We start from the raw sequence: 20,313 nt of genomic DNA, 5'->3' as shown, positions 1-20,313 counted from the left end.
CGGGGGAAAGAAAAGTTCAAACTCTTCAAAAAATATTTTGAACGTTGAGGCATTAAGGATACATAGTCCTGACCTGGTCACGATAGGTGGCAGGAGTGAGCCCCGTTTCACGTTTAAAAAACCTGTTAAAATAAGAGGTGTCCGAGAAGCCAAGCTGGAAGGAAATGTCTTTCAGCGGCTGATCTGTATGAAATAGCAGGCGCCTGGCTTCCATGATCAAACGGTCATGAATATGCTTGATGGCAGGCTTACCACTTTGGCTCTTAATTACGTCGCTTAAATGCCCTGCAGAAATATTAAGCATTGATGCATAATCATTCACTTCATGATATTGCTGATAAGATTCATCAATCTTTGCCTGAAAGCGTTTTAATAATATTTGCTCACTGCTCAGATCATTGCCCTTATATTGTTCCGTATATAACCTGCTCAGATAGGTGAGCAACACGGTCAGGTAAGCACTCAGCATGCGCTGCTGCCATTCACCTGGTTGCTGGTATTCGGCAGTAATCTTTTGCAACAGCTCTTCTATAAACGTTACATCTGCATCTGACATTTCCAGCTCATATCCATTGTAAGGATTTACGATCAGCGGCAGTTTCAGCAGTGCAGCATTCTCCTGAAAAGATAAAAACTCCTTTGTAAAAGCAATGCCTGTACTCCACAACTGATTGATCTCTTCCTTTACAATTATCTGGTTAGGCCCTGTAAAGTAAACCGTGTTTTCCTTCTGGATATAAGGGGTCATGTCTATCCACTGCCGGTTACCCCCCTTGCGTATAAATACAATTAAATAATGGTTCTTTCGGTGCGGGGTCAACAATTCTGATCGCTCAGGAGAATTTCCTGCAAACTGGTACACTTTAAATTGCTCATCCTTATCCAACGAATATATAGGTACTGTCATATCTTCACCTAAACATGAAAAAAAGCCGTCTCACAATAGAGACGGCCTTCGAATAACTTAGAACAGTTTTTCCTGCGGCGGTTTTACCCCGGCTAAGCGGAGGTAAACGGTGGCCTGGCCCCTGTGGTGGGTCTGGTGCTCAAATGCTTTGTCAATCGCCTGTTGTTTTGTAAGTTCAAATTTTCCAAACAGGTTAATCTTGTCATTCAGTTCTGAGGCCGGAATTTTTTTGATACTTGCAATTACATAATCATACCCGTCCATCACGGCTTTGGTTACTGCTGCTTTGGACTTGTCAGTAGATTTTTCTGATTCGCCGAAACCAACCGGGCTTTTCTGACCGCTCACAGCGGAGATAAATCCATAGTTTGCATCAGTCAGGTGGAGGAACTGGTCGGCAAATGAACGCATTTCAGGAGTAGGTTTCAGCCCATAGTCTTTATCCGGCATGGCATCCAGATATTCTTTGCTGTAGGCTTTTGCCCTTTCCCATTCTTTTACCAGCGCTTCATTTGTTGACTGCGCTCTGGTAATGCTGGTGGCGCCCAGCAATACCGCAAGGAGGTACATCGTTGCTACTTTCATGAATTACAGGTTTTAGTAACCAAATTTAGGCAGGTTTTGTCAATTCACGTAAAAAGCTTTTACGATTCACCTTTAAGGGGTCTAAACTATTCCAGGTTCACTATCTATCAGAATTATGAGTATGGGAACAGAAATAGCTGAACTGACCCACCAGCAGCAGGTATTTACAAACTGTTAAAGTTTGGTTGTCGCTGCTAACTTTTAGAAATGATTTGTACATTTCTAAAAGTTAGTAGTCTATATATGGTCATTACCCGAAAGCTCCGATTAATACTTATATTCTACCGCAGATTCCTGTTACCGGCTATGGGCTTCACCGCTTTATTTTGTTTAGTATCGTTAAAGTACGGTACCCATCATGTACAACCATTACTCTTCGTATTAAAGGTCCTCAGCAGTATCATGATCGGCTACCTCACCCCGCAGTACAGAAAGAACGAATTTTATTTCTATTACAATTTTCACCTGACGCCTCTTGTCTTGTTAATAGCGGGTTTGTTGCTGGACTTTATCGCCTTCACTATCTTAATCCCTTATTGTTTTTAATATGCCCATATTTGAAGCAGATAGTATCAGGTACGACATCAAAGGCCGACAGCTTTTATCGGATATCTATTTAAAACTGGAAACAGGAAAAGTTACCGCCTTAATTGGCAGAAATGGGGTGGGAAAGTCTACGCTTTTTAAAATCATTTATGGCGAACTGAATACCGAAGATCGCTCTGTACGGGTAGATGGCAAATACCTGGGACCTAAAATATACAAAGTGCCGAATGTACTTGGCTTTCTGCCGCAAAAGAATTTCATTCCCAAACACCTGAAAATAAAAAACCTCTTTTCTATTTATGATCTAAACATGTCGGACTGCTTTGCGGACTTCCCGGAACTGGCAAAATGTGTTAATTCCACCTTTGGTAACCTGTCAGGCGGGGAGGCCCGCCTGTTCGAGATTTATTTTATTGTGAAGTCTCCTTTTCAGTTTGTAATCCTCGATGAGCCATTTACCCTTATTTCTCCCATTTATATTGAACGGTTGAAAGCACTCTTTGCAAAAGAGAAAGCGAACAAGGGCATCTTATTATCTGACCACATGATCCATGACGTGATGGAGGTTTGCGACGATTTATATCTGCTTGCTAATGGCGTATTGAAGAAAACTACTATAGAACAAGTGAAAAATTCTTACTTAACTATTCAGAAAAGTTAAAATCAATTTCGCCGCTATCTCCGGCTGTTCGCCTGACAAATGCCTTTGCGTCACCTCGCCCAGGTATCCGCCATGACCACCCGGCAATATGGCCAGTTGTGCCTTCGGGAATAACCGGAACATCTCTACGAAATGTTCTGGTGTCATCACATCCTGGTCCCCGCCAATCAGTAGGGTAGGGGCAGTAATACTCCTAAGCATATCATCCGGCCAGTCCTGAAATGCCACCATCCTGTCACGATCACGGTTATGCATGATTTCCAGCGCTGCGGGGTCATTGTTGATAGCCAGGAAAGCTTCCTGTAATCCCTTTGGCATATTATCCAGGCTGGCGGTATCCATAAAATCAAAGAAGCCTTTAAACAGTCCGTCTCTCTTATAAAAAGAGGATGCAACCACCAGCTTTTTCACTGCCTGGGGGTGGCGTACGGCCAGTTGCATAGCGGTATTACCGCCATTACTGAAGCCTAGAATTTCTGCCTGCGGAATTTGCAGAAAAGCTAATAATGCAGCTACATCATCGGCATCCTGTTCAAAACTGGTAGGGGTGCCCCTGTCTTTCGTATGTCCATGTGCCTGAAGCTCCATGGCAATGAGCTGGCGATCGCCGGCCAGCAGGGGAATAAAATAGCCAAAATTGCTTTCAATAGTAGAGCCACCACCGTGAATCAATACCAGTGGGTCGCCACTGCCATAAATTTCATAATAGAGGTCAAGTCCATTTGCGGGAGCATATCCGGAGGATGTGGGTTTCATAACAGAAATTTATATGAAAATAGTTAATCCAGGTGAGTCGTGCAATTGTACAGGTCGCAGGACCATTTTGCATCTTCCACCAAAAACCTTGATACGCCTGTATTTTTCAGGTGTTCGGTCATTACAAAATCCGGTGTCAGGTGGCGCAGCATATGCCGAATAAAGCTTCCATGACTTACAATGAGGATGCGCTTACCGGCATGTGCAGAGAGCAGGTCGTTCATAAATGATACCCCTCTTTCATGCACTGCAGCAGCAGCCTCCACACCCAGGTCCAGTTGTCGCCAGTCGGGTCCCCATTTGGCGATGCGGTCTTCTTCTACCGTACCTTCTGTCTGACCGCCGGAAACCTCGCGTAGTCTTTCATCTGTCAGTACAGGGGAGAGGCCGATGGCGGCTGCTATGATTTCCCCGGTTTTTTTTGCCCTGGAAAGGTGGCTGGTATAAATAATGTCCCAGGGTTGTTCAATAGCCAGTCTGGCTCCCAGTTTCTGTGCCTGTTCAATACCCTCTTCATCCAGTGGTATATCTGTGCTGCCCTGCATTCTGCCTGCCTTGTTCCATGAAGTACTTCCGTGTCGGATGATTGTGATACGTGTCATAGGTCCAATAAGAATATTGATAGGACACAAATTTAATCAAGCAGGGGGGCTTTTACAATAGGTTACAATAATTCAGCCTCACTGATCAGGTTATTCTTCAGCGCAAATACCACCACTCCAGCCGTATTCTTTACGTTCATTTTCTCAAGAATCCTTGTACGATGCCCTTCCACTGTCCGTTTACTCAAAAAGATCTTTTCCCCGATCTGCTGTGCGGTATATTGCAAACAAATCAACCGGATAATCTCTTTTTCCCTGTCAGTAAATGTAATTGGTTGTGTATCACGGTAAGGGTTGAACCGGCTCTTCACGATCATAGCAGCCAGTTTGGAACTGGTCTGCCGGCAATAAAAGATCTTATCATCAAATACACTGGTAATAGCCTCGATAATCTCCTGCTTGTCAGCATTTTTGAGCAGGTACCCTTTGGCCCCTGCCTCCAGCATTTCCACAATCAGATCTTCTTCATCAAACATAGAAAGGGCAATAATCCGGATATGGGGAAAGCGTTGCAATAAAGTTCGGGTAGCGGTAATACCATCCATCAGGGGCATTTTCAGATCGGTCATAACCACATCCACCTCCGTTGTTTCCAATAGCTCCAGCAATTCCCTGCCATCCCCGGCCTGCCCTACCAGATTAATATTAGGTTGTCTGGAAAGCATCAGTGCCAGGCCATCACGGAATATCTCATGATCATCGGCTATCACTAATCGGATGTCGTACATGTTGGTTGAATCTTTGGGGTAATGGTATCGGTATGATGGTAAAATTACATCATCCTGCGGGAATTTTAATGAAATAGTTCGTACCCTGACCGGGGGCAGATTCGATGGACAAATGCCCGTGCAAAATATCCGTTCTGATAGCCAGGCTTTTCATTCCCAACCCGGTAGATTCGGCTTTTACTTTCCTCACGTCAAATCCTATCCCGTTTTCTTTGACCAGTACAAGAAAGAACCCATTTTCACGGCTCAGTACGATCTGCAGCTGGGTAGCTTTGGCATGCTTGAGGGTATTGTGTATGATCTCCTGGATAATGCGGAATACATGAATCTCTTTTTCCGCCGGAATACTGATCTGACCGGAGGTATGAAACCGGATGTCCAGCTGGGTCTTGACAGATACCTGCCTGATAAATTCATGAATGGCATCCGTCAGGCCCTTTTTTTCCAGGGTAGCGGGCAGCAGGTTGTGCGAAATCTGTCGTAATCCCCTGATAACCTCGTCAATATAAGTACCCGAACGGGCAATGACCATTTTATCATGGTCGTCATGTACCTGTATACTATTGATGTTCAGCTTGATGGTAGAAAGTAGTGGCCCCATACTGTCGTGCAGGTCAGCGGCAATCCGTTTACGTTCATTTTCCAGGATGGTAATTTCCGCTACAAGCCGTTCCCGTTGCAGCTGTATATACCTGCGGTGGTAAAGAATGATAGAGATGACAAAGAATATAATAATGACCGCTATCAGCAGTGAAATAAAGACAGTCGTATAAAAAATCTTATCATCCATGGGGCATTGGCGATGCTACGCTTCAAAGTGTTTTTTAAAGTAATAAGCAGTCTTAACGGGGATAAACAACACAGCGAGCACATAGATCAAATTTACAAAAGCATTGATATAGTTGAACATAAAAACAATCTTCAATGTCAATATAGTATCCGACCCTACAAAGAAGGAGGCTTCGTAGATGATCTGGTAAATAAAAATGATGATAAATCCCATGCAGATGAGAAACCGGGAGTTGCGCAACAGGTTCTTGTTGTCCTGTACAATGAGGAAATTGATTTCATTGATGCTGAGCAGCACCACAATGAAAGCATAAGTAACCCTGAAAACAGGGCTGAAATTTTCGATTTGTGCAAGGAGAAGGTTCTCCGTGATCCAGCCGGCAGCGAGGCCAGTGGCAAGCACTATGTAGAGGCGGACTTTCCGTTTGAGAAACCCCCATACATAAAACTGGTACAGTATAACCATGCATTCTGCCAGCCCATATAGGTTGAAAGGGATGGCATTGCTGGTATTCAGTACTTCAATGCAAATGAAACTGATAGATTCCGAAACGAAAGCCAGGGCAAGCAAAAGGAGGAAGGGCTGATAGCTGGTCACCGTTTTGTTGAAGCGAATCAGCCCTATCACTAATGGGATAATCACAATCTGGCTGACAAGGAATGCGCCTAGATTATTCATTTATTGAGGTTGGACATCTTTACAAAGTGGAGGACAACGTTGTCCGCTTTCCATTGCCTGCAGGTCATCCCGCGCTGTTGCCGATTCGATACCGGGTATACTGAGGGCGGTTTCGCGGCTCACAAGGGTGGTATGGATATCATTGCCTTTGCGGTCGACCGGGAGCAATACCAGTCGTACCTGGCCTTTTTCATCCCTGCCCAGGTAAATGCGGATGCCATCTGCACCCCTGGCATTCAGTAGGGCGGCAATGGCGTCGCGGTTGAACATTTCAGCATTGGGGAGGTTGAAAGCGCTGTCAAGATAGTTGCCCGGCAGGCGTGCCTGCAATTCTTTTTTGCCCTGCAGAAAACCATTGATCAGGTTATCTGCTTCCCGTTGGGAGATTACATGACGGCTGGCGCGTGCTTTGTTCAGCGGAATCTGAAAATTGTCGGGGTTTCGGGGCGTACATCTGCTAAAACATAGCAGTAGTAACACCGGGGCAAAGATACGGATGGAATTGAGGTGCTTCATAAATAAGCGTGTTTAGTAATGATTGATAATGCAAGCTAGAAGAATGGGGTGATAAAGAAAAGCGTATAAATACGTGTGTTATAAAGGTAAATATAACATATTATAGTTTATTAGGTATACTATGAGTTGCTGTTTTCTCTTATACATAATTCCCCACCTACCAGGCCACTTTGGTTTAAAAATACTTTCATCTGGCTCTTATTCCTCAATTTTTACCACTTTACTTTTGCAGCCTTACATGCCACAGAAAAAACCATCCAACTTTAGTCCGGAACAGCAGCTTCACAGCCTGGATGCCCGACTCGTATTGTCATTACAGCGCCTCAGCGACATGCTGAAAGCCCTGCAATGGGAGCAGGCACGTAGCCTGGGGCTTACCCCCCTGCAGTTACAAATCCTCCTCTTCATCGGCTACCATCCTGCAGAATTGAACAAAGTGGCCCACATTGCCACCGAACTCCAACTCAGCCGACCTACCATTAGCGATGCTGTCGCCTCCCTGGTCTCGAAGGGCCTCCTGGAAATGCAACCTGACAAGCGTGACAGGCGTAGCTTCTCCATGTCGCCTACCAAAGCCGGTCAGGATGTCCTGCTCAGGGCAGATGAATATGCAGCACCCCTGACTGAGATATTGGAAAAACGCCCTTCTTTTGAAAAGAACAACCTCTATCAAACCCTCTTTGCGATGATAGCTGGCCTCATGAACAAGGACAACGGTGGGTTACAAAGAATGTGCTATACCTGTGCACACTATTCGGGCAACAAAAAAAGACAGCATTCCTGTCTTTTTCTGAACAAATCTTTAGCGTCGGCAGAACTGCAGATTGACTGTATGTATCACTCCACATTATCATAAAAAAGAAAAAGGCAGTATTACTGCCTTTTCCGGTTAAAGATCCATATCCAAGTATAAGAGGGCTTTTCAACGTAATTTTTCCCCAAAGTACATCGTAGCATTTTCCCCAAAGTATAAGACGTTTATCGTTGCAAAATTTTCGCCAGCTTGTCCAATCCCTTCACAATAGCATTTTCTTCCAGGGACGCAAACCCCAATCTCAGTCCTGTTTGCCCGGTATACTGCGGGGCATAAAAACTATATGGGTTCACGATATAAATGCCGGCTGCATACAGCTGTGAAACCTGCACTGGCTGGTACAATCGCATCCAGATAGCCAGACCGCCTTTCGGAATCGTAAAATCTCCAATTCCTGCAAAATTGACCTCCAGGATGCCCGAAGCCAGTGCCAGCCGTTTTTTATAAGTGGCATGTGATTGCTGCAGGTATCTCCTGATCTCGCCGTCTGCCATCAGGTTGGCCATCCCCTGTTCAAGCAGGCGATCACGTTGCTGGCTCACCACCATCTGGCAGGATGCCAGTGAATGAATAAATTCAGCAGGGCCATACACAAAACTCAGTGGAATAGAAGGTGCTACACTACCTATATACACCACATTGCCCGCATGCGGCATACCCGCCACCGGCAATACCGGCTGTGCATCGAAGTGATAATTATGATCATAATCGTCTTCAATGATCATAAAGTGATATTGCTCACTCAGTGCCAGTAACTGCTGGCGCCGTGCAGCGGGCAGCGTAGTCGTGGTGGGGTACTGGTGATGTGGTGTGATAAACACTGCTTTGAGAGAAGTATGCTGACATACTACTGCCAGTGCATCCACGTCAATGCCCTGTTCATCAACAGGAATATAATGAAGATGAGCGCCTGTGAGCCTGAAGGCATCCCATGCAGGCTGATAGCCCGGATGCTCTACAGCTACATGATCACCTGGGAATATCAGTGTCTGCGCCACGAGGAACAGGGAGTCCTGGTGCCCGTGGGTGACACAAATATTCTCAGGTACAGCAGCGAGCCCCCTGTCGTTGTTCAATACCAGGTTGATCTCCTGCAGCAGTTGCTCATTGCCCCTTTCGTTGTAGTTCTTCAGGTGCGATTTGCTGGTTTGCTGATGTACGATCTTCCTTATTTCGCGGGAGAGCTCTGGTATAGGCAAAAGACGTCCATCTGGTTGACCATCATCGAATACGGTATCGAATGTACCATTGTTATAAGGCAGCGGCTGTGGCGGATCGAACTGGCGGAAAGTGATGTCCAGCGAAGGTTTCGCGGCTACCTCAGGGGCCAGTTCCTGCGGAATAGTGTCACTGATCCGTGTACCACTCTTATATTGAGTAGCAATCCAGCCTTCAGCGGCTAAATGTTCATATGCGAGAATGACAGTGTTACGGTTCACGCGCAGTTGCTGTGCAAGCACGCGGCTACCTGGTAACTGAGCGCCGGGCAACAGTCGCCCCCGCTTGATTTCGTTAATGATGTAAGATTTGATCTGTTGGTAAATCGGAACCTCACTATTCACTGACAATTGTAGATGTACCTGACTATGATGCTTCATGGTTGGCTTAAGGTGTACTAGCATATACGCAGTAGAAAAAGTTCCGGTTGTTAACGATTTGTAATTTTGGGTGGGTTTTTGAAAGTTTTTTTCTTTTCTTTTTTGGGGAAGAAAAGGGGGGAGGGACGGTTTTGAGAGATTTATCATACTTTTACCTAATGGATGCAGTAATGATAGAGAAAGCAGCGAATGCAATTGCGGATAAACACCGTTTGTCCATATTGCTGGCGGCTTCCAGGCAGTCTGCTATACAGTGTTGTGATATCACAGAGCTGACTGGTTTGTCCCAACCCACCGTTTCACACCATATAAAGATATTGGTAGACAGCGGTATATTAATATACGACAAGACGGGAAGAAACGTACAATTGACAATTAATAAGGAGATGATGAAGCATCTTTCTTCGTTTTTTTTGCAATTGAGCTAAGAATTGGGGCGGGGGGAACCTCAGCTCATCAGCTTTCTTGCCAGTCTGCCAAGGGTCTTTAACCCATCTTCCACCGTTTTACTCCATGGATTGCTATAACTTATTCGCAGGCAGTTCGTATACCTGTCCTGCAAAGAGAAGATCCTGCCAGGTGCAAAAATGACCTTATGCTTCAGTGATTGTTCATACAATTCGAAAGTATTGATCTTTGGGTTCATCTCTATCCAGCATACAAACCCTCCACTGGGGCGGGTTACACAGGTATCCTCCGGAAAATAATCAGAAATAGCCTGTAGATGCCGCATAAATTGTGTGTGCAGCGCCTTGCGCATTCCCCTCAAATGATGCTCATACCGCCCGTTTTCCAAAAAACATGCTATAGCAGCACTTGGCAGGGAAGGAGAGGAAATAGCGCGGTTGCGTTTAAGCCGTAATACTTTTTCTTTATAGCGTCCCGGCAATGTCCACCCCACCCGGTACCCCGGGGCCAGTGACTTCGAAAAGGAATTGCACAATAATACCAACCCGTTTTTATCAAATGTTTTGCATAACCCCGGTCTTTCTTTCCCAAAGTACATTTCACCATATATATCATCTTCAATCAGGGGGATATCATATTTTTCTAATATCCTTACCAGTTCCTGCTTATGACTATCCGGCATACAGGCTCCCAGTGGATTGGTGAAATTGGTTACAAAGAGACAAGCCTTTATCTTAAATTTTGGAATCGCTTTATCTAAATAATCCAGGTCCACACCCGTCAAAGGATGCGTCGGTATTTCCAGCACTTTCAGACCCAGGTTTTCTGCCTGCTGCAGGGAGCCATAGTACGTTGGACTTTCCACTGCAATTGTATCTCCCGGTTGTGTCGTCGCAGAAAGGCATAAGGATATCGCATCAGAACAACCCACGGTGATCACGGTATCATCTTCCGTCACTGCACCACCCCATCCGATAGACATACGTGCTATCTGCCTCCGCAAATCTTCATTACCCTGTGGCGTGTCATAGCCAAGTCCTCCATGCGGCAATCTATGAATGGCCTGTACCATGGCCTTGGTCATCCTGGCAGCAGGGAGTTGTGCTACCGGAAATACGGCAGAAGAGAATTTCAGGATCTCCGGGTTGGCGCCGTGACAATCCATACGGGAGATCATTTCATGCACTGTTACCTCAGCAGGTTTTTTGACGGCCTCTGTTTGTTTCGGCAGCTCCGGCATGCGCCGTGGACTGTAGGTGACATAGTAGCCTGATTTAGGTCTTGATTCAATCATGCCTTTGCTTTCCAGGTGGTAATAGGCCTGGAAGGCAGTGCTCATGCTCACGCCTTGCTCTTCACTCAGGTTGCGTACAGAAGGGAGTTTTTCTCCTGTTTTTAATACCTGTTTGATGATGAGTTGCTCTAAATTATCTGCAATCTGCAGGTATAGATGGTCAGCTGTTTTTAACATGTGATTGAATTTCTGATATGGTCAAAAGTACGGAAAATTGAACTGTTTGCCTGTGATTAAAAATAATTTTGCGCAACTAAAAAATTGCATAATTTAGTGCAACAAAAAAGTTGCCCAAATGGATGAGTTGTTCAAAGGTATTGCAGACCCGCTCAGGAGGGAAGTACTCGAGCTCCTCCGTAAAGCCCCTCTGAATATAAACCAGATCAATGATCACTTTGGCCATATCAGCCGCCAGGCGGTCTCAAAGCACTTGCAGGTATTGGAAGATACCGGGTGGATCCGCATTTACCAGGCGGGTCGTGAGCGATATGGCTATCTCAATAAGTCAGCTTTTTTTGCCTTCAGGGAATGGGTAGAGGGGTACCTGCAATGGGGAGCACACTCTATTGATAATGATCATGGTGTTTTTCTGGATGACACGGCGTACAAAAAAGGCATGCCACTAACACAACCTGTTATGCTGCAGGCTTTGCTGAGTAAAGATAAAGCCTTCGATGGGGTATTTTATACTGCTGTTAAAACTACTGGTATCTTCTGTAAGCCTTCCTGTTCTGCTAATCCGCGGCCGGATAATGTGATATTTTATGAGAACAGGGAAGAGGCGCTGAAGAATGGGTATAGGGCTTGTAAACGGTGTAAGCCGTAGAAAAATTCAACACAGATCGCGCACATGAAAATACATATACCGGTTACCGACCACGCAAACTTTTCTTTCTCAGAATGTCTCGTATTCCTCCGTCGTTCCGACAAAGAATGCCTGCATGAAGTAGAAGGCAACACCCTCCACAAAGTGATTGTGGCGAATGGCACTCCTGTACTCGCTACCATCACACATGCACCCGATAAAAAAGGACTGGCGGTAGAAATATCCCCTGATGTTGATGGAGACATGGCTGCCAATTACATCAAAAACTACATCACCCACTGGCTGCACCTCGATGCAGACCTCCATCCATTCTACACCTTCGCCAAAAAAGATAAAGTCTTATCCCCCCTCATCCGGCAATACAAAGGTCTCAGGCTGATCGGAATTCCCGAACTGTTCGAAGCCCTCACCTGGACCATTACCGGACAGCAGATCAACCTCTCCTTTGCATATACATTAAAACAGCGTTTGATCCATGCCTACGGTTCTTCGGTGGTAAACAATGGCAGGGCATACTATGTCTACCCGCAACCAGCTACCATTGCAGCCCTTGAGCCAGCTGACCTCATCGCCATGCAGTTTTCACGCAGCAAAGCTGATTACATCATCTCCCTGGCGAGGGCTATGGCCGAAGAGCGCCTCACCCTTGCACACCTGCAAACCCTCGATTATACCGCTGCCCGCGAATATCTTATTTCATTCAAAGGTATTGGCAACTGGTCTGCCAATTATGTGCTGATGAAATTCAGCCGTTTCTGGCAGGCTTTACCGCTGGAAGATGCCGGGTTGCACAATGCATTGAAACAACAATTACAGCTACCCGTCAAGCCTTCACTGGCAGAAATTAAAGCATATACACAGCACTGGCAGCAGCACGCTGCTTATGCTACATTTTATTTATGGAGATCATTACAACAATAAATGATATGGAACAGTATCACTACTTTACACCCACGCCTGTAGGCAGTCTGTTGATCATTGGCACAGCTACAACGATCAATGCACTCAGCATCCGCGACAATGATAAAACGGATCTGCCTTTATTGAGTAAGACAGAGCTGCCAGACGTATTCCTGCAATGTGTTGCAGAAATGGAAGCTTATTTTGGGGGCAGTCTCCGGGATTTTACCATTCCCATTGCCCAGGAAGGCACCCCTTTTCAGCAATCGGTATGGAGTAAACTCCTGACTATACCATATGGCCAGACCACCACTTATTTACAACTCGCTAAAGATCTCAATAATCCCAAAGCGATTCGCGCGGTGGGAACTACTAATGGCCGTAACCAGCTGTGGGTAGTGGTTCCATGCCACCGGGTGATTGGCAGTAATGGAACTTTGACGGGGTATGCCGGTGGGCTTTGGAGAAAGAAGTGGTTGTTGGAACATGAGATGAAATATCGGTTCGGTTCCCAGGGGATGTTGTTTTAGTGGAATGGAATTTCCGTCGGTACCAGTGTAATTCAAATCTCTCTTTTCAAACTATTCTAGTTCCCTAATCTGATCTGGTCGAAAATCGAAAAACTGAATCTGTTTTTTATTAGCTTTTTATTTCATTTTTGTAGCTTCAAAACCTACCGCCATGAATGAAACGCTCTTCCAGGATCTACAGCAAATGGATCAATTGCTGCAACAAACCAAAGACTACAGCGCCGCTTTCCTTGCCGGAATAGACAGCTTACCCGTCGATGTGGCAAAAGGCAGCTTACCCCCATTATCCCTTCCCAAACAGGGCATAGGCGCAGCACAGGCGCTCAGTACCTTCAAAACCCGATTCGAACCCCTGCTCGCTGGTAATGCAGGAGGCCGTTACTGGGGATTCGTGACCGGTGGCGCTACCCCCGCAGCTATTGCCGGCGACTGGCTAACGTCAGTATATGATATGAATGCTGCCAATAAAGACGGTGCATCTTTTTATATAGAGGGAGAAACCATCGCATTACTCCGGCAACTATTCGGTTTACCTGATGCATATACCGGTGTATTTACTTCCGGCGCTACCATGTCCAACTTCTCTGGCCTTGCTATTGCGCGCCAGTGGCTGGGCAACAGGCATGGGATAGATGTGGCGCAGGAAGGTGTGGGGGCATTGCCTGGTATTAAGATACTCTCCTGCACCCCGCATTCCAGCACTGTAAAATCTATGGCCATGCTGGGTATAGGCAGGAACGCCCTCGTTAAAATTCCTTCTCTGCCAGGCAGGGAATCAGTAGATATTACCGCGCTCACAGCTTACCTCGAAGCACACAAAGAAGAACCTTTAGTCTTCGTTGCTGCTGCAGGTACTGTGAATACTGTGGACTTCGATGACCTGCAGTCACTCGCCGTACTCAAACAGCAATATGGTTTCTATCTCCATGTAGATGCGGCATTTGGTGGTTTTGCAGCCTGCCATCCCGATTACCGGAATTTATTACAGGGGTGGGAGGCAGCAGACAGCATCACTGTCGATGCACACAAATGGCTGAATGTGCCTTACGATTCCGCTATGATCTTTACCCGGCATCCTAAACTGCAAATGGCGGCTTTTAGAAATGTTGGCGCCAGTTATCTGCCCGATCCGGATGAGTTTTTTGTGTATAGTAATTATACCCCTGAAAACTCCCGCCGCCTCAGGGCCTTGCCGGCATGGCATACGCTGATGGCATATGGTGCAAATGGCTATGCTGATATCGTTGAGAATAATGTACGGCTTACTAAAAAGCTGGGTGCATTGATTGAAGGTAGTGACACGTTCCGTTTGCTGGCACCTGTGAATTTGTGTGTGGCTTGCTTTACGCTGCATGTTCCTGCTGAAGAGTTGCCTGCGGCTATTAACCAGTTCCTGCAGTCAATGAATGAAAGCGGCAAAGTAGTGATGACACCAACGGTATATGAGGGTGTTGCCGGCATTAGGGCTGCTTTGGTAAACTGGCGTACGACAGCAGAAGATGTAGAACTTGTATGGGAAGAAATGTCACAGCTGATAGCAGTGATTTAAAATTACAATATCGCGCACAATGAAAAAGTCAACCACAAATGCTTATATCGCATTAATAATGGTCAGTTTCTTTTGGGGTACCACATATCTTGCTGCCAGCGTGGGAGTCCGGCACATGCATGGCCTCATGCTTGCAGGACTGCGGCAGACCGCTGCCGGTATCCTCCTGATCAGTTTTTTCCTGTTGAAAGGCTATGGCCTGCCAGACAAGATCGTGCTTTCCCGTTTATTTATAATAGGGGTAATGATGCTGTGCCTGAGCAATGGCCTCATTACCTGGGCCATGCAATACATCCCCAGCGGCTTATGTGCAATTATTGTTGCCACTGTGCCGATCTGGATTACGATTTTCAGTTATTTCATGGTACAGCGCACCCGTTTATCTCCCTTATTAATCGTAGGAATGTTGATAGGTTTGCTGGGTGTAGTGGGTATCTTTTATAATTACCTGTCCAGTTTAATGAACCCTGCCTTCAGGCTGGGTATTTTCCTGACCCTCATCGCCTGCGTCAGCTGGGCCATTGGATCCGTACTCACTGCCCGCTGGGCTTTGAAAGTGAATTTCCTCTATGGTGCAGGGTTTCAGATGTTATTTAGCGGCATTGTTATGCTCATCACGGTATCGCTGATGGGGTATAGCTTTCAATTATCAAACCTGAACCTGGAGTTGTGGGAAAGTTTGCTGTACCTGATCTTTTTTGGATCGATCGTAGGGTATTCGTCTTATGTATTTGCACTCAATAACCTGCCTACCTCACTGGCATCGGTATACGCTTATATTAATCCTATTGTGGCCGTATTATTAGGGTGGTTGTATTTAAAAGAACAGCTTAACTGGACGACTGCTTTATGCTGCCTGGTTACACTGGCCGGGGTTTATATGGTAAATGTATCTGTCAATAAAAATAAAAAGAAGTATGAACACAGCAACTAATACTATCCGGCTGATAGGCTGTGAACCACACCTGTTGCCGCACTTTGAAAGACTAAACAGGCATTGGATCGAAAAGTATTTTACTATCGAACCGGCAGATATAGCCGCATTACAACATGCCGATGAAAATATCCTCGGTAAGGGCGGTACGATTATCTTTGCAGCAGCAGAAGATGAAATAATAGGAACCGTCGCCCTGAAACCCATAGACGCAGAAAGTGCGGAGATGACAAAACTGGCAGTAGATGAAAAGTTTCAGGGGTACAAGATAGGTTGGCGCCTTGTAAAAGAAATTATGCGCCTTGCGGAAGAACAGGGATATAAAAAAGTAGTCCTCTACTCCAATACAATCCTGGTGCCTGCGTTAAATATGTATGAAAAATTCGGCTTCAGGGAAATACCCGTAGAACCTGGAAGATACCAACGCAGTAACATTAAAATGGAATATACCTTTGGAGAAGACCGCCCACAGTACAATGTAGCAGGAGAGCTGAAAGCACTCATTAACGAGTGGGAACTCCTGCTGGCAGCTATCAGCGATATGCAGGCGGCTGTACGACCCAAAGCCGGAAAATGGAGTATAAAAGAAATATTAGGACACCTCGTCGATTCAGCAATTAATAATAACGTTCGGATAATACGCGCACAACAGATATCTTTGCTGCACATTCCGGGATATGACCAGGAATTTTGGGTAAAGAGACAGGCCTGGCAGTTCATGAACTGGCAGAATTTAATTAAATTGTGGACCATTTTTAACGAGCACCTTGTACTAACGATACGGACTATACCAACAGAAGCATTGCAACATACAGTGAAAGTAAACGAAAACGAGCCGGTAACGCTGAATTACCTGATCGTGGATTATGTCAAACATATGAAGCACCACTTGTCACAAATAAGCGAATTATTCAATTTGAAGAAAGATACGATTTAGATTTAGGTATGATGATCAAAGGTATTTACCGCCGTTCATCTGGTTGACATCGTCCCGCCTCTGCGCGGGACGTTTTTTTTAATACCAACCCCGGCACAATCCTTGTCACAATACCTACATTTGTAATTATGGATCTGAATCACAATCCCTGGACGATCCTGTCCAGCAAAGTAGAATACGACAATCCCTGGATTAGTGTTACCGAACACCAGGTATTGAATCCTGCCGGTGGCAAAGGCATTTACGGCGTAGTACACTTCAAAAACGCTGCTATCGGGGTTATTCCATTCGATGAAGATGGGAATATTTACCTGGTAGGCCAGTTCCGGTTTCCTTTGGAGGGCTTCTCCTGGGAGATCCCCGAAGGCGGTGGCCCCCTGGGTACTGATCCCCTCGAATCTGCCAAACGGGAGTTATTGGAAGAAACCGGCCTGATTGCTCATCACTGGATGCCCCTCGTAAAAATCCATTTATCTAACTCTGTGTCGGATGAAGCTGGTGTCGTTTACCTGGCACGTCAGCTGGAACAGCGGGAAGCTGAACCGGAAGAGACGGAAGAGCTGCATATTCGTAAAATTCCTTTTGAAGAAGCTTACCAGATGGTAAAGCGGCATGAGATTACGGATTCTCTTTCGATAGTTGCTATTCAAAAGTTAAAGCTGATGATGCTGGAAGGGGAGCTCTAAATCTTTATCTTTGCGGCAATGGAACATAGAAGACATAAGCCTGCCGGTTTCCGGCAGCATGCGCCCAGGCCAAAGGCCTCAGCCATGGTAATAGGGCGTCAGCCGGTAGTAGAGGCCATTCAGGCCGGAAAAGCCATTGAACGCATTTTCCTGTTACGCACTGCCACAGGGGATATTATCCCCCAGATCAAAAGCCTGGCTGCACAATACAATATTCCCATCAACCTGGTACCGACAGAAAAGCTGAATAGCCTCACCCAGGCTAATCATCAGGGCTGTATTGCCATTACAGGTCATATTAGTTACCTTGACCTGCAGGATGTGATTTCTCACGTCACCGATGCAGGCGAGACACCACTGTTCCTCATCCTGGATGGCATCACTGATGTCAGGAATATCGGTGCCATCGCCCGTAGCGCAGTATGTTGCGGCGCACAGGCCATCATCATCCCTGACAAAGGTATTGCCGCCCTCAATGAAGAAGCGATCAAATCCTCCGCCGGCGCACTGGAAAAGATCTCCATCTGCCGTGTAAATAGTCTGCTGAAAGCAATCGACACCCTGCACCTGAATGGTATTAAAGTTGTTGCCAGCGAAATGGAAGCCGAAGCCAAATTGTATGACCTGCCGCTCAGTGAGCCAGTGGCGGTGATCATGGGGTCAGAAGATAAAGGGGTGTATCCGGCCCTCCTGAAAGCGACAGACATTCAGTTCCGCATTCCGATGAGCGGTAATTTTGAGTCTTTTAATGTATCAGTGGCGGCAGGAATTATCCTATATGAAGCGATGAAACAGCGAGGTATATAAACACTCTTTTTAAATCATCCACCATGAAACTCATTGAATGTCCCCGCGACGCAATGCAAGGCTGGCACAGAACCATCGACACTGCCGATAAGGTAAACTACCTGAACGCCTTGTTACGTGTAGGTTTTAACACAATAGACTTTGGCAGTTTCGTATCTCCCAAAGCCATCCCACAAATGGCAGATACAAAAGAAGTGCTGTCAAAACTAGACCTCTCCGGTTCAAAAAGCCGGCTGCTGGCTATTGTTGCAAACCAACGCGGGGCAGAAGAAGCCGTGGTGCATGAAGAAATCACCTACCTGGGATACCCGTTTTCTATCTCTGAAACCTTTCAGCTTCGCAATACGAACAAAACGATGGCCGATTCACTGGAACTCGTAGATAGTATGCAGGAACTCTGTATCAAAAACAGCAAGCAACTCGTTATCTACATTTCCATGGGTTTTGGTAATCCTTATGGTGATCCGTACGATGCATCGATCGCCCTGGAATGGGTAGAAAAAATGGTAGAAATGGATATTGTCACCATTTCCCTGGCCGATACAGTAGGGGTGGCTACTCCCGATATTATTACAAAACTTTATTCTACTTTGATAAAAGCGTACCCTGTCGTGGAGTTCGGCGCGCATTTCCACTCTGCCCCCCATAACTGGGAGGAGAAGGTTGCCGCCGCTTACGCCCAGGGATGTCGCAGATTTGATAGCGCTATCAAAGGTATCGGCGGCTGTCCCATGGCAAAAGATGAACTGGTAGGTAACCTCGCTACTGAGCGCCTGCTGGAATTCTGCCTGCAGCAGCACGAACCGTTAAACCTGGATATGGAAGCGTTGCGTTCCGCCCAGCAAATAGCAGATAGCATTTTTTATTAATCATGAACTTTCGCCTTACATTTCCGGTTACACCTTTTTCCTCTCCTTTGCAATATGCAGATCGCTTATTGCTCATGGGCTCCTGCTTTGCAGAAGAAATAGGAGCGCGGTTGCAGGGGCATTACTTTGATGCGCTTGTGAACCCACATGGTATTTTGTACAATCCTATCAGTATTACGCAGGCAATTCACAGCTACTTAGACAACAAAGTATACACCCGGGAAGATCTTTTCCTGCAGGGAGACCTTTGGCATAGCTGGGATCATCACAGCCGTTTTTCAGGATTGGATCCTGATGCCGTACTGGCTGGGATCAATGCCCGGCAGGCCGCAGCAGCAGAAAGACTGGAAGAAGTGGATTGGTTAATGATCACCCTGGGTTCTGCACATACCTATACCCTGCAGGAAACCGGAAAGGTAGTAGGCAATTGCCATAAAGTACCAGCAGCAGCTTTTTATAAGAAAATGCTGACTGCACAGGATATTATTTCTGCTTTGGACAATGCCATGCACCGGTTGTTTTTCAGGAACAGGAAAGTAAAGATATTGTTTACCATAAGTCCGGTGAGATATGTAAAAGATGGGGTAGTAGAGAATAACCTGAGCAAAGCAATCCTCTTACAGGCAGTACATCATATGGTCAATAAGTTCGACCGGTTGTTTTACTTTCCTGCCTATGAGCTGGTGATGGATGATTTGCGGGATTATAGATTTTATAAGGAAGATCTTGTCCACCCAAATGAATTGGCAGTAGACTATGTATGGGAGCATTTCGTCAATGCAGGTCTCGCAGATAAAACCTTATTTAATCAGATTGTAGAACTGAACCGGGCTGCCGCCCATCGGCCATTTAACCCGGAAGGAAAGCAGCATCAGCAGTTTGTAAAGACTTACCTAAGTAAGGTAGAGCAATTGGTCAAACAATATCCTGATCTGCCGCTGCAAGAGTTAGCAGACCGGTTCAGGTTACAATTGAAATAAGGGGTTCCGGGCCGCCAGGCCCGGAATCACTCCCGCTATTCCTTCGATATCATATTATCCCTTATAAACACCACCCCAATCACAAAACAAATCACCGCCACCCCAATCGGATACACCAACCCTGCCAAATGATGATGTGTCTCCGTCACCAAAATAGTCGCCACCGTAGGTAACAACCCTCCAAACACTCCATTCCCCAAATGATAAGGCAAACTCATCGACGTATACCTGATCTTTGCCGGGAACAACTCCACCAAAAACGCGGCTATCGGCCCATACACCATCGTCACAAATATCACCTGCACCCATACCAGCAATACCAACTGTATCAACCCACCATTCCCCACTACCACTTCCACCTTCTTCTCCTCCTTCCCATCCGTATTCACCACAGTCTCCTTCACCTTCGTCT

General features: G+C 46.0%; 23 protein-coding genes and 1 pseudogene. 13 read left to right on the top strand and 11 right to left on the bottom strand.

Annotated elements, in window-relative coordinates:
* Window positions 1-52 precede the first annotated feature (52 nt).
* Window positions 53-907, bottom strand: coding sequence for a helix-turn-helix transcriptional regulator (locus ABDW16_RS13630; RefSeq protein WP_343670424.1), 855 nt, complete (start codon window positions 905-907; stop codon window positions 53-55).
* A 57-nt stretch (window positions 908-964) separates the two neighbouring features.
* Window positions 965-1,492, bottom strand: coding sequence for a DinB family protein (locus ABDW16_RS13625; RefSeq protein ID WP_343670423.1), 528 nt, complete (start codon window positions 1,490-1,492; stop codon window positions 965-967).
* Window positions 1,493-2,039: 547 nt separating this feature from the next.
* Here ABDW16_RS13625 and ABDW16_RS13620 point away from each other — a divergent pair.
* Window positions 2,040-2,699, top strand: a complete 660-nt coding sequence (locus tag ABDW16_RS13620; RefSeq protein WP_343670421.1) for an ATP-binding cassette domain-containing protein — start codon at window positions 2,040-2,042, stop codon at window positions 2,697-2,699.
* Here the strand turns inward: ABDW16_RS13620 and ABDW16_RS13615 are convergent.
* From ABDW16_RS13615 to ABDW16_RS13590, 6 genes are all read right to left on the bottom strand, one after another.
* A complete protein-coding gene (locus ABDW16_RS13615; protein WP_343670420.1) occupies window positions 2,679-3,455 on the bottom strand; it encodes an alpha/beta hydrolase in 777 nt (258 codons plus the stop codon). The two genes, ABDW16_RS13620 and ABDW16_RS13615, sit on opposite strands and share 21 nt — an antisense overlap.
* A 23-nt stretch (window positions 3,456-3,478) precedes the next feature.
* On the bottom strand, window positions 3,479-4,057 hold the full coding sequence (locus tag ABDW16_RS13610) for a histidine phosphatase family protein (RefSeq protein WP_343670419.1): 579 nt from the start codon (window positions 4,055-4,057) through the stop codon (window positions 3,479-3,481).
* A 62-nt stretch (window positions 4,058-4,119) separates the two neighbouring features.
* Window positions 4,120-4,785, bottom strand: coding sequence for a response regulator transcription factor (locus tag ABDW16_RS13605; RefSeq protein ID WP_343670418.1), 666 nt, complete (start codon window positions 4,783-4,785; stop codon window positions 4,120-4,122).
* Between the two features lie 49 nt (window positions 4,786-4,834).
* Window positions 4,835-5,575, bottom strand: coding sequence for an ATP-binding protein (locus ABDW16_RS13600; protein ID WP_343670417.1), 741 nt, complete (start codon window positions 5,573-5,575; stop codon window positions 4,835-4,837).
* Between the two features lie 15 nt (window positions 5,576-5,590).
* Complete coding sequence (locus ABDW16_RS13595; protein WP_343670416.1) at window positions 5,591-6,253, bottom strand: hypothetical protein; 663 nt, start codon at window positions 6,251-6,253, stop codon at window positions 5,591-5,593.
* A complete protein-coding gene (locus ABDW16_RS13590; RefSeq protein ID WP_343670415.1) occupies window positions 6,254-6,769 on the bottom strand; it encodes a hypothetical protein in 516 nt (171 codons plus the stop codon).
* A gap of 238 nt (window positions 6,770-7,007) precedes the next feature.
* Here ABDW16_RS13590 and ABDW16_RS13585 point away from each other — a divergent pair, with 238 nt between their 5' ends.
* The gene (locus ABDW16_RS13585) at window positions 7,008-7,625 is read left to right on the top strand and encodes a helix-turn-helix domain-containing protein (protein ID WP_343670414.1); all 618 of its coding nucleotides are present in this window, start codon (window positions 7,008-7,010) and stop codon (window positions 7,623-7,625) included.
* Window positions 7,626-7,747: 122 nt separating this feature from the next.
* On the opposite strand, the gene ABDW16_RS13580 is transcribed toward ABDW16_RS13585, so the two are convergent.
* Window positions 7,748-9,181, bottom strand: a complete 1,434-nt coding sequence (locus ABDW16_RS13580; protein WP_343670413.1) for a PLP-dependent aminotransferase family protein — start codon at window positions 9,179-9,181, stop codon at window positions 7,748-7,750.
* 158 nt (window positions 9,182-9,339) lie between these two features.
* On the opposite strand from ABDW16_RS13580, the gene ABDW16_RS13575 reads away from it, so the two are divergent.
* A complete protein-coding gene (locus ABDW16_RS13575; RefSeq protein ID WP_343670412.1) occupies window positions 9,340-9,609 on the top strand; it encodes a metalloregulator ArsR/SmtB family transcription factor in 270 nt (89 codons plus the stop codon).
* 20 nt (window positions 9,610-9,629) lie between these two features.
* On the opposite strand, the gene ABDW16_RS13570 is transcribed toward ABDW16_RS13575, so the two are convergent.
* On the bottom strand, window positions 9,630-11,060 hold the full coding sequence (locus tag ABDW16_RS13570; protein WP_343670411.1) for a PLP-dependent aminotransferase family protein: 1,431 nt from the start codon (window positions 11,058-11,060) through the stop codon (window positions 9,630-9,632).
* A gap of 118 nt (window positions 11,061-11,178) precedes the next feature.
* Between ABDW16_RS13570 and ABDW16_RS13565 the strand changes: the two genes are divergently transcribed.
* The 10 genes from ABDW16_RS13565 (at window position 11,179) to ABDW16_RS13520 (ending at window position 19,901) form a co-directional block, all read left to right on the top strand.
* Window positions 11,179-11,709 (top strand): Ada metal-binding domain-containing protein, encoded by a 531-nt coding sequence (locus tag ABDW16_RS13565; protein WP_343670409.1) that lies wholly within the window; start codon window positions 11,179-11,181, stop codon window positions 11,707-11,709.
* 24 nt (window positions 11,710-11,733) lie between these two features.
* Window positions 11,734-12,630: a DNA-3-methyladenine glycosylase gene (locus ABDW16_RS13560; protein ID WP_343670407.1), complete on the top strand. Its 897-nt coding sequence runs from the start codon at window positions 11,734-11,736 to the stop codon at window positions 12,628-12,630.
* Window positions 12,609-13,139: a methylated-DNA--[protein]-cysteine S-methyltransferase gene (locus ABDW16_RS13555; RefSeq protein ID WP_343670406.1), complete on the top strand. Its 531-nt coding sequence runs from the start codon at window positions 12,609-12,611 to the stop codon at window positions 13,137-13,139. The genes ABDW16_RS13560 and ABDW16_RS13555 overlap by 22 nt, the downstream gene beginning before the upstream one ends.
* Before the next feature lie 151 nt (window positions 13,140-13,290).
* Window positions 13,291-14,688, top strand: a complete 1,398-nt coding sequence (locus ABDW16_RS13550) for a pyridoxal-dependent decarboxylase (protein WP_343670405.1) — start codon at window positions 13,291-13,293, stop codon at window positions 14,686-14,688.
* A 19-nt stretch (window positions 14,689-14,707) separates the two neighbouring features.
* Complete coding sequence (locus ABDW16_RS13545) at window positions 14,708-15,622, top strand: EamA family transporter (protein WP_343670404.1); 915 nt, start codon at window positions 14,708-14,710, stop codon at window positions 15,620-15,622.
* A complete protein-coding gene (locus ABDW16_RS13540; RefSeq protein WP_343670402.1) occupies window positions 15,606-16,559 on the top strand; it encodes a GNAT family N-acetyltransferase in 954 nt (317 codons plus the stop codon). The genes ABDW16_RS13545 and ABDW16_RS13540 overlap by 17 nt, the downstream gene beginning before the upstream one ends.
* 128 nt (window positions 16,560-16,687) lie before the next feature.
* Window positions 16,688-17,245: an NUDIX hydrolase gene (locus tag ABDW16_RS13535; RefSeq protein WP_343670401.1), complete on the top strand. Its 558-nt coding sequence runs from the start codon at window positions 16,688-16,690 to the stop codon at window positions 17,243-17,245.
* Window positions 17,246-17,263: 18 nt separating this feature from the next.
* Window positions 17,264-18,052, top strand: coding sequence for a 23S rRNA (guanosine(2251)-2'-O)-methyltransferase RlmB (gene rlmB, locus ABDW16_RS13530; RefSeq protein ID WP_343670400.1), 789 nt, complete (start codon window positions 17,264-17,266; stop codon window positions 18,050-18,052).
* A gap of 23 nt (window positions 18,053-18,075) precedes the next feature.
* Window positions 18,076-18,921, top strand: coding sequence for a hydroxymethylglutaryl-CoA lyase (locus ABDW16_RS13525; protein WP_343670399.1), 846 nt, complete (start codon window positions 18,076-18,078; stop codon window positions 18,919-18,921).
* Between the two features lie 2 nt (window positions 18,922-18,923).
* Window positions 18,924-19,901 carry a GSCFA domain-containing protein gene (locus ABDW16_RS13520; protein ID WP_343670398.1) on the top strand — a complete coding sequence of 326 codons (978 nt, stop codon included), beginning with the start codon at window positions 18,924-18,926 and terminating at the stop codon, window positions 19,899-19,901.
* A gap of 35 nt (window positions 19,902-19,936) precedes the next feature.
* Here ABDW16_RS13520 and ABDW16_RS13515 read toward each other — a convergent pair.
* A pseudogene (locus tag ABDW16_RS13515) lies at window positions 19,937-20,313 on the bottom strand (MFS transporter); the annotation flags it as partial.

Source organism: Chitinophaga sp. (assembly GCF_039596135.1).
In the GTDB taxonomy this organism is placed as follows: Bacteria; Bacteroidota; Bacteroidia; order Chitinophagales; family Chitinophagaceae; genus Chitinophaga.
This window is presented reverse-complemented; position numbering and strand designations above follow the sequence as displayed.

Bases quoted from the DNA above. Each gene is read 5' to 3' on its own strand.
- ABDW16_RS13630 (WP_343670424.1), bottom strand. From the start codon at position 907: ATGACAGTACCTATATATTCGTTGGATAAGGATGAGCAATTTAAAGTG.
- ABDW16_RS13625 (WP_343670423.1), bottom strand. From the start codon at position 1,492: ATGAAAGTAGCAACGATGTACCTCCTTGCGGTATTGCTGGGCGCCACC.
- ABDW16_RS13620 (WP_343670421.1), top strand. From the start codon at position 2,040: ATGCCCATATTTGAAGCAGATAGTATCAGGTACGACATCAAAGGCCGA.
- ABDW16_RS13615 (WP_343670420.1), bottom strand. From the start codon at position 3,455: ATGAAACCCACATCCTCCGGATATGCTCCCGCAAATGGACTTGACCTC.
- ABDW16_RS13610 (WP_343670419.1), bottom strand. From the start codon at position 4,057: ATGACACGTATCACAATCATCCGACACGGAAGTACTTCATGGAACAAG.
- ABDW16_RS13605 (WP_343670418.1), bottom strand. From the start codon at position 4,785: ATGTACGACATCCGATTAGTGATAGCCGATGATCATGAGATATTCCGT.
- ABDW16_RS13600 (WP_343670417.1), bottom strand. From the start codon at position 5,575: ATGGATGATAAGATTTTTTATACGACTGTCTTTATTTCACTGCTGATA.
- ABDW16_RS13595 (WP_343670416.1), bottom strand. From the start codon at position 6,253: ATGAATAATCTAGGCGCATTCCTTGTCAGCCAGATTGTGATTATCCCA.
- ABDW16_RS13590 (WP_343670415.1), bottom strand. From the start codon at position 6,769: ATGAAGCACCTCAATTCCATCCGTATCTTTGCCCCGGTGTTACTACTG.
- ABDW16_RS13585 (WP_343670414.1), top strand. From the start codon at position 7,008: ATGCCACAGAAAAAACCATCCAACTTTAGTCCGGAACAGCAGCTTCAC.
- ABDW16_RS13580 (WP_343670413.1), bottom strand. From the start codon at position 9,181: ATGAAGCATCATAGTCAGGTACATCTACAATTGTCAGTGAATAGTGAG.
- ABDW16_RS13575 (WP_343670412.1), top strand. From the start codon at position 9,340: ATGGATGCAGTAATGATAGAGAAAGCAGCGAATGCAATTGCGGATAAA.
- ABDW16_RS13570 (WP_343670411.1), bottom strand. From the start codon at position 11,060: ATGTTAAAAACAGCTGACCATCTATACCTGCAGATTGCAGATAATTTA.
- ABDW16_RS13565 (WP_343670409.1), top strand. From the start codon at position 11,179: ATGGATGAGTTGTTCAAAGGTATTGCAGACCCGCTCAGGAGGGAAGTA.
- ABDW16_RS13560 (WP_343670407.1), top strand. From the start codon at position 11,734: ATGAAAATACATATACCGGTTACCGACCACGCAAACTTTTCTTTCTCA.
- ABDW16_RS13555 (WP_343670406.1), top strand. From the start codon at position 12,609: ATGGAGATCATTACAACAATAAATGATATGGAACAGTATCACTACTTT.
- ABDW16_RS13550 (WP_343670405.1), top strand. From the start codon at position 13,291: ATGAATGAAACGCTCTTCCAGGATCTACAGCAAATGGATCAATTGCTG.
- ABDW16_RS13545 (WP_343670404.1), top strand. From the start codon at position 14,708: ATGAAAAAGTCAACCACAAATGCTTATATCGCATTAATAATGGTCAGT.
- ABDW16_RS13540 (WP_343670402.1), top strand. From the start codon at position 15,606: ATGAACACAGCAACTAATACTATCCGGCTGATAGGCTGTGAACCACAC.
- ABDW16_RS13535 (WP_343670401.1), top strand. From the start codon at position 16,688: ATGGATCTGAATCACAATCCCTGGACGATCCTGTCCAGCAAAGTAGAA.
- rlmB (WP_343670400.1), top strand. From the start codon at position 17,264: ATGGAACATAGAAGACATAAGCCTGCCGGTTTCCGGCAGCATGCGCCC.
- ABDW16_RS13525 (WP_343670399.1), top strand. From the start codon at position 18,076: ATGAAACTCATTGAATGTCCCCGCGACGCAATGCAAGGCTGGCACAGA.
- ABDW16_RS13520 (WP_343670398.1), top strand. From the start codon at position 18,924: ATGAACTTTCGCCTTACATTTCCGGTTACACCTTTTTCCTCTCCTTTG.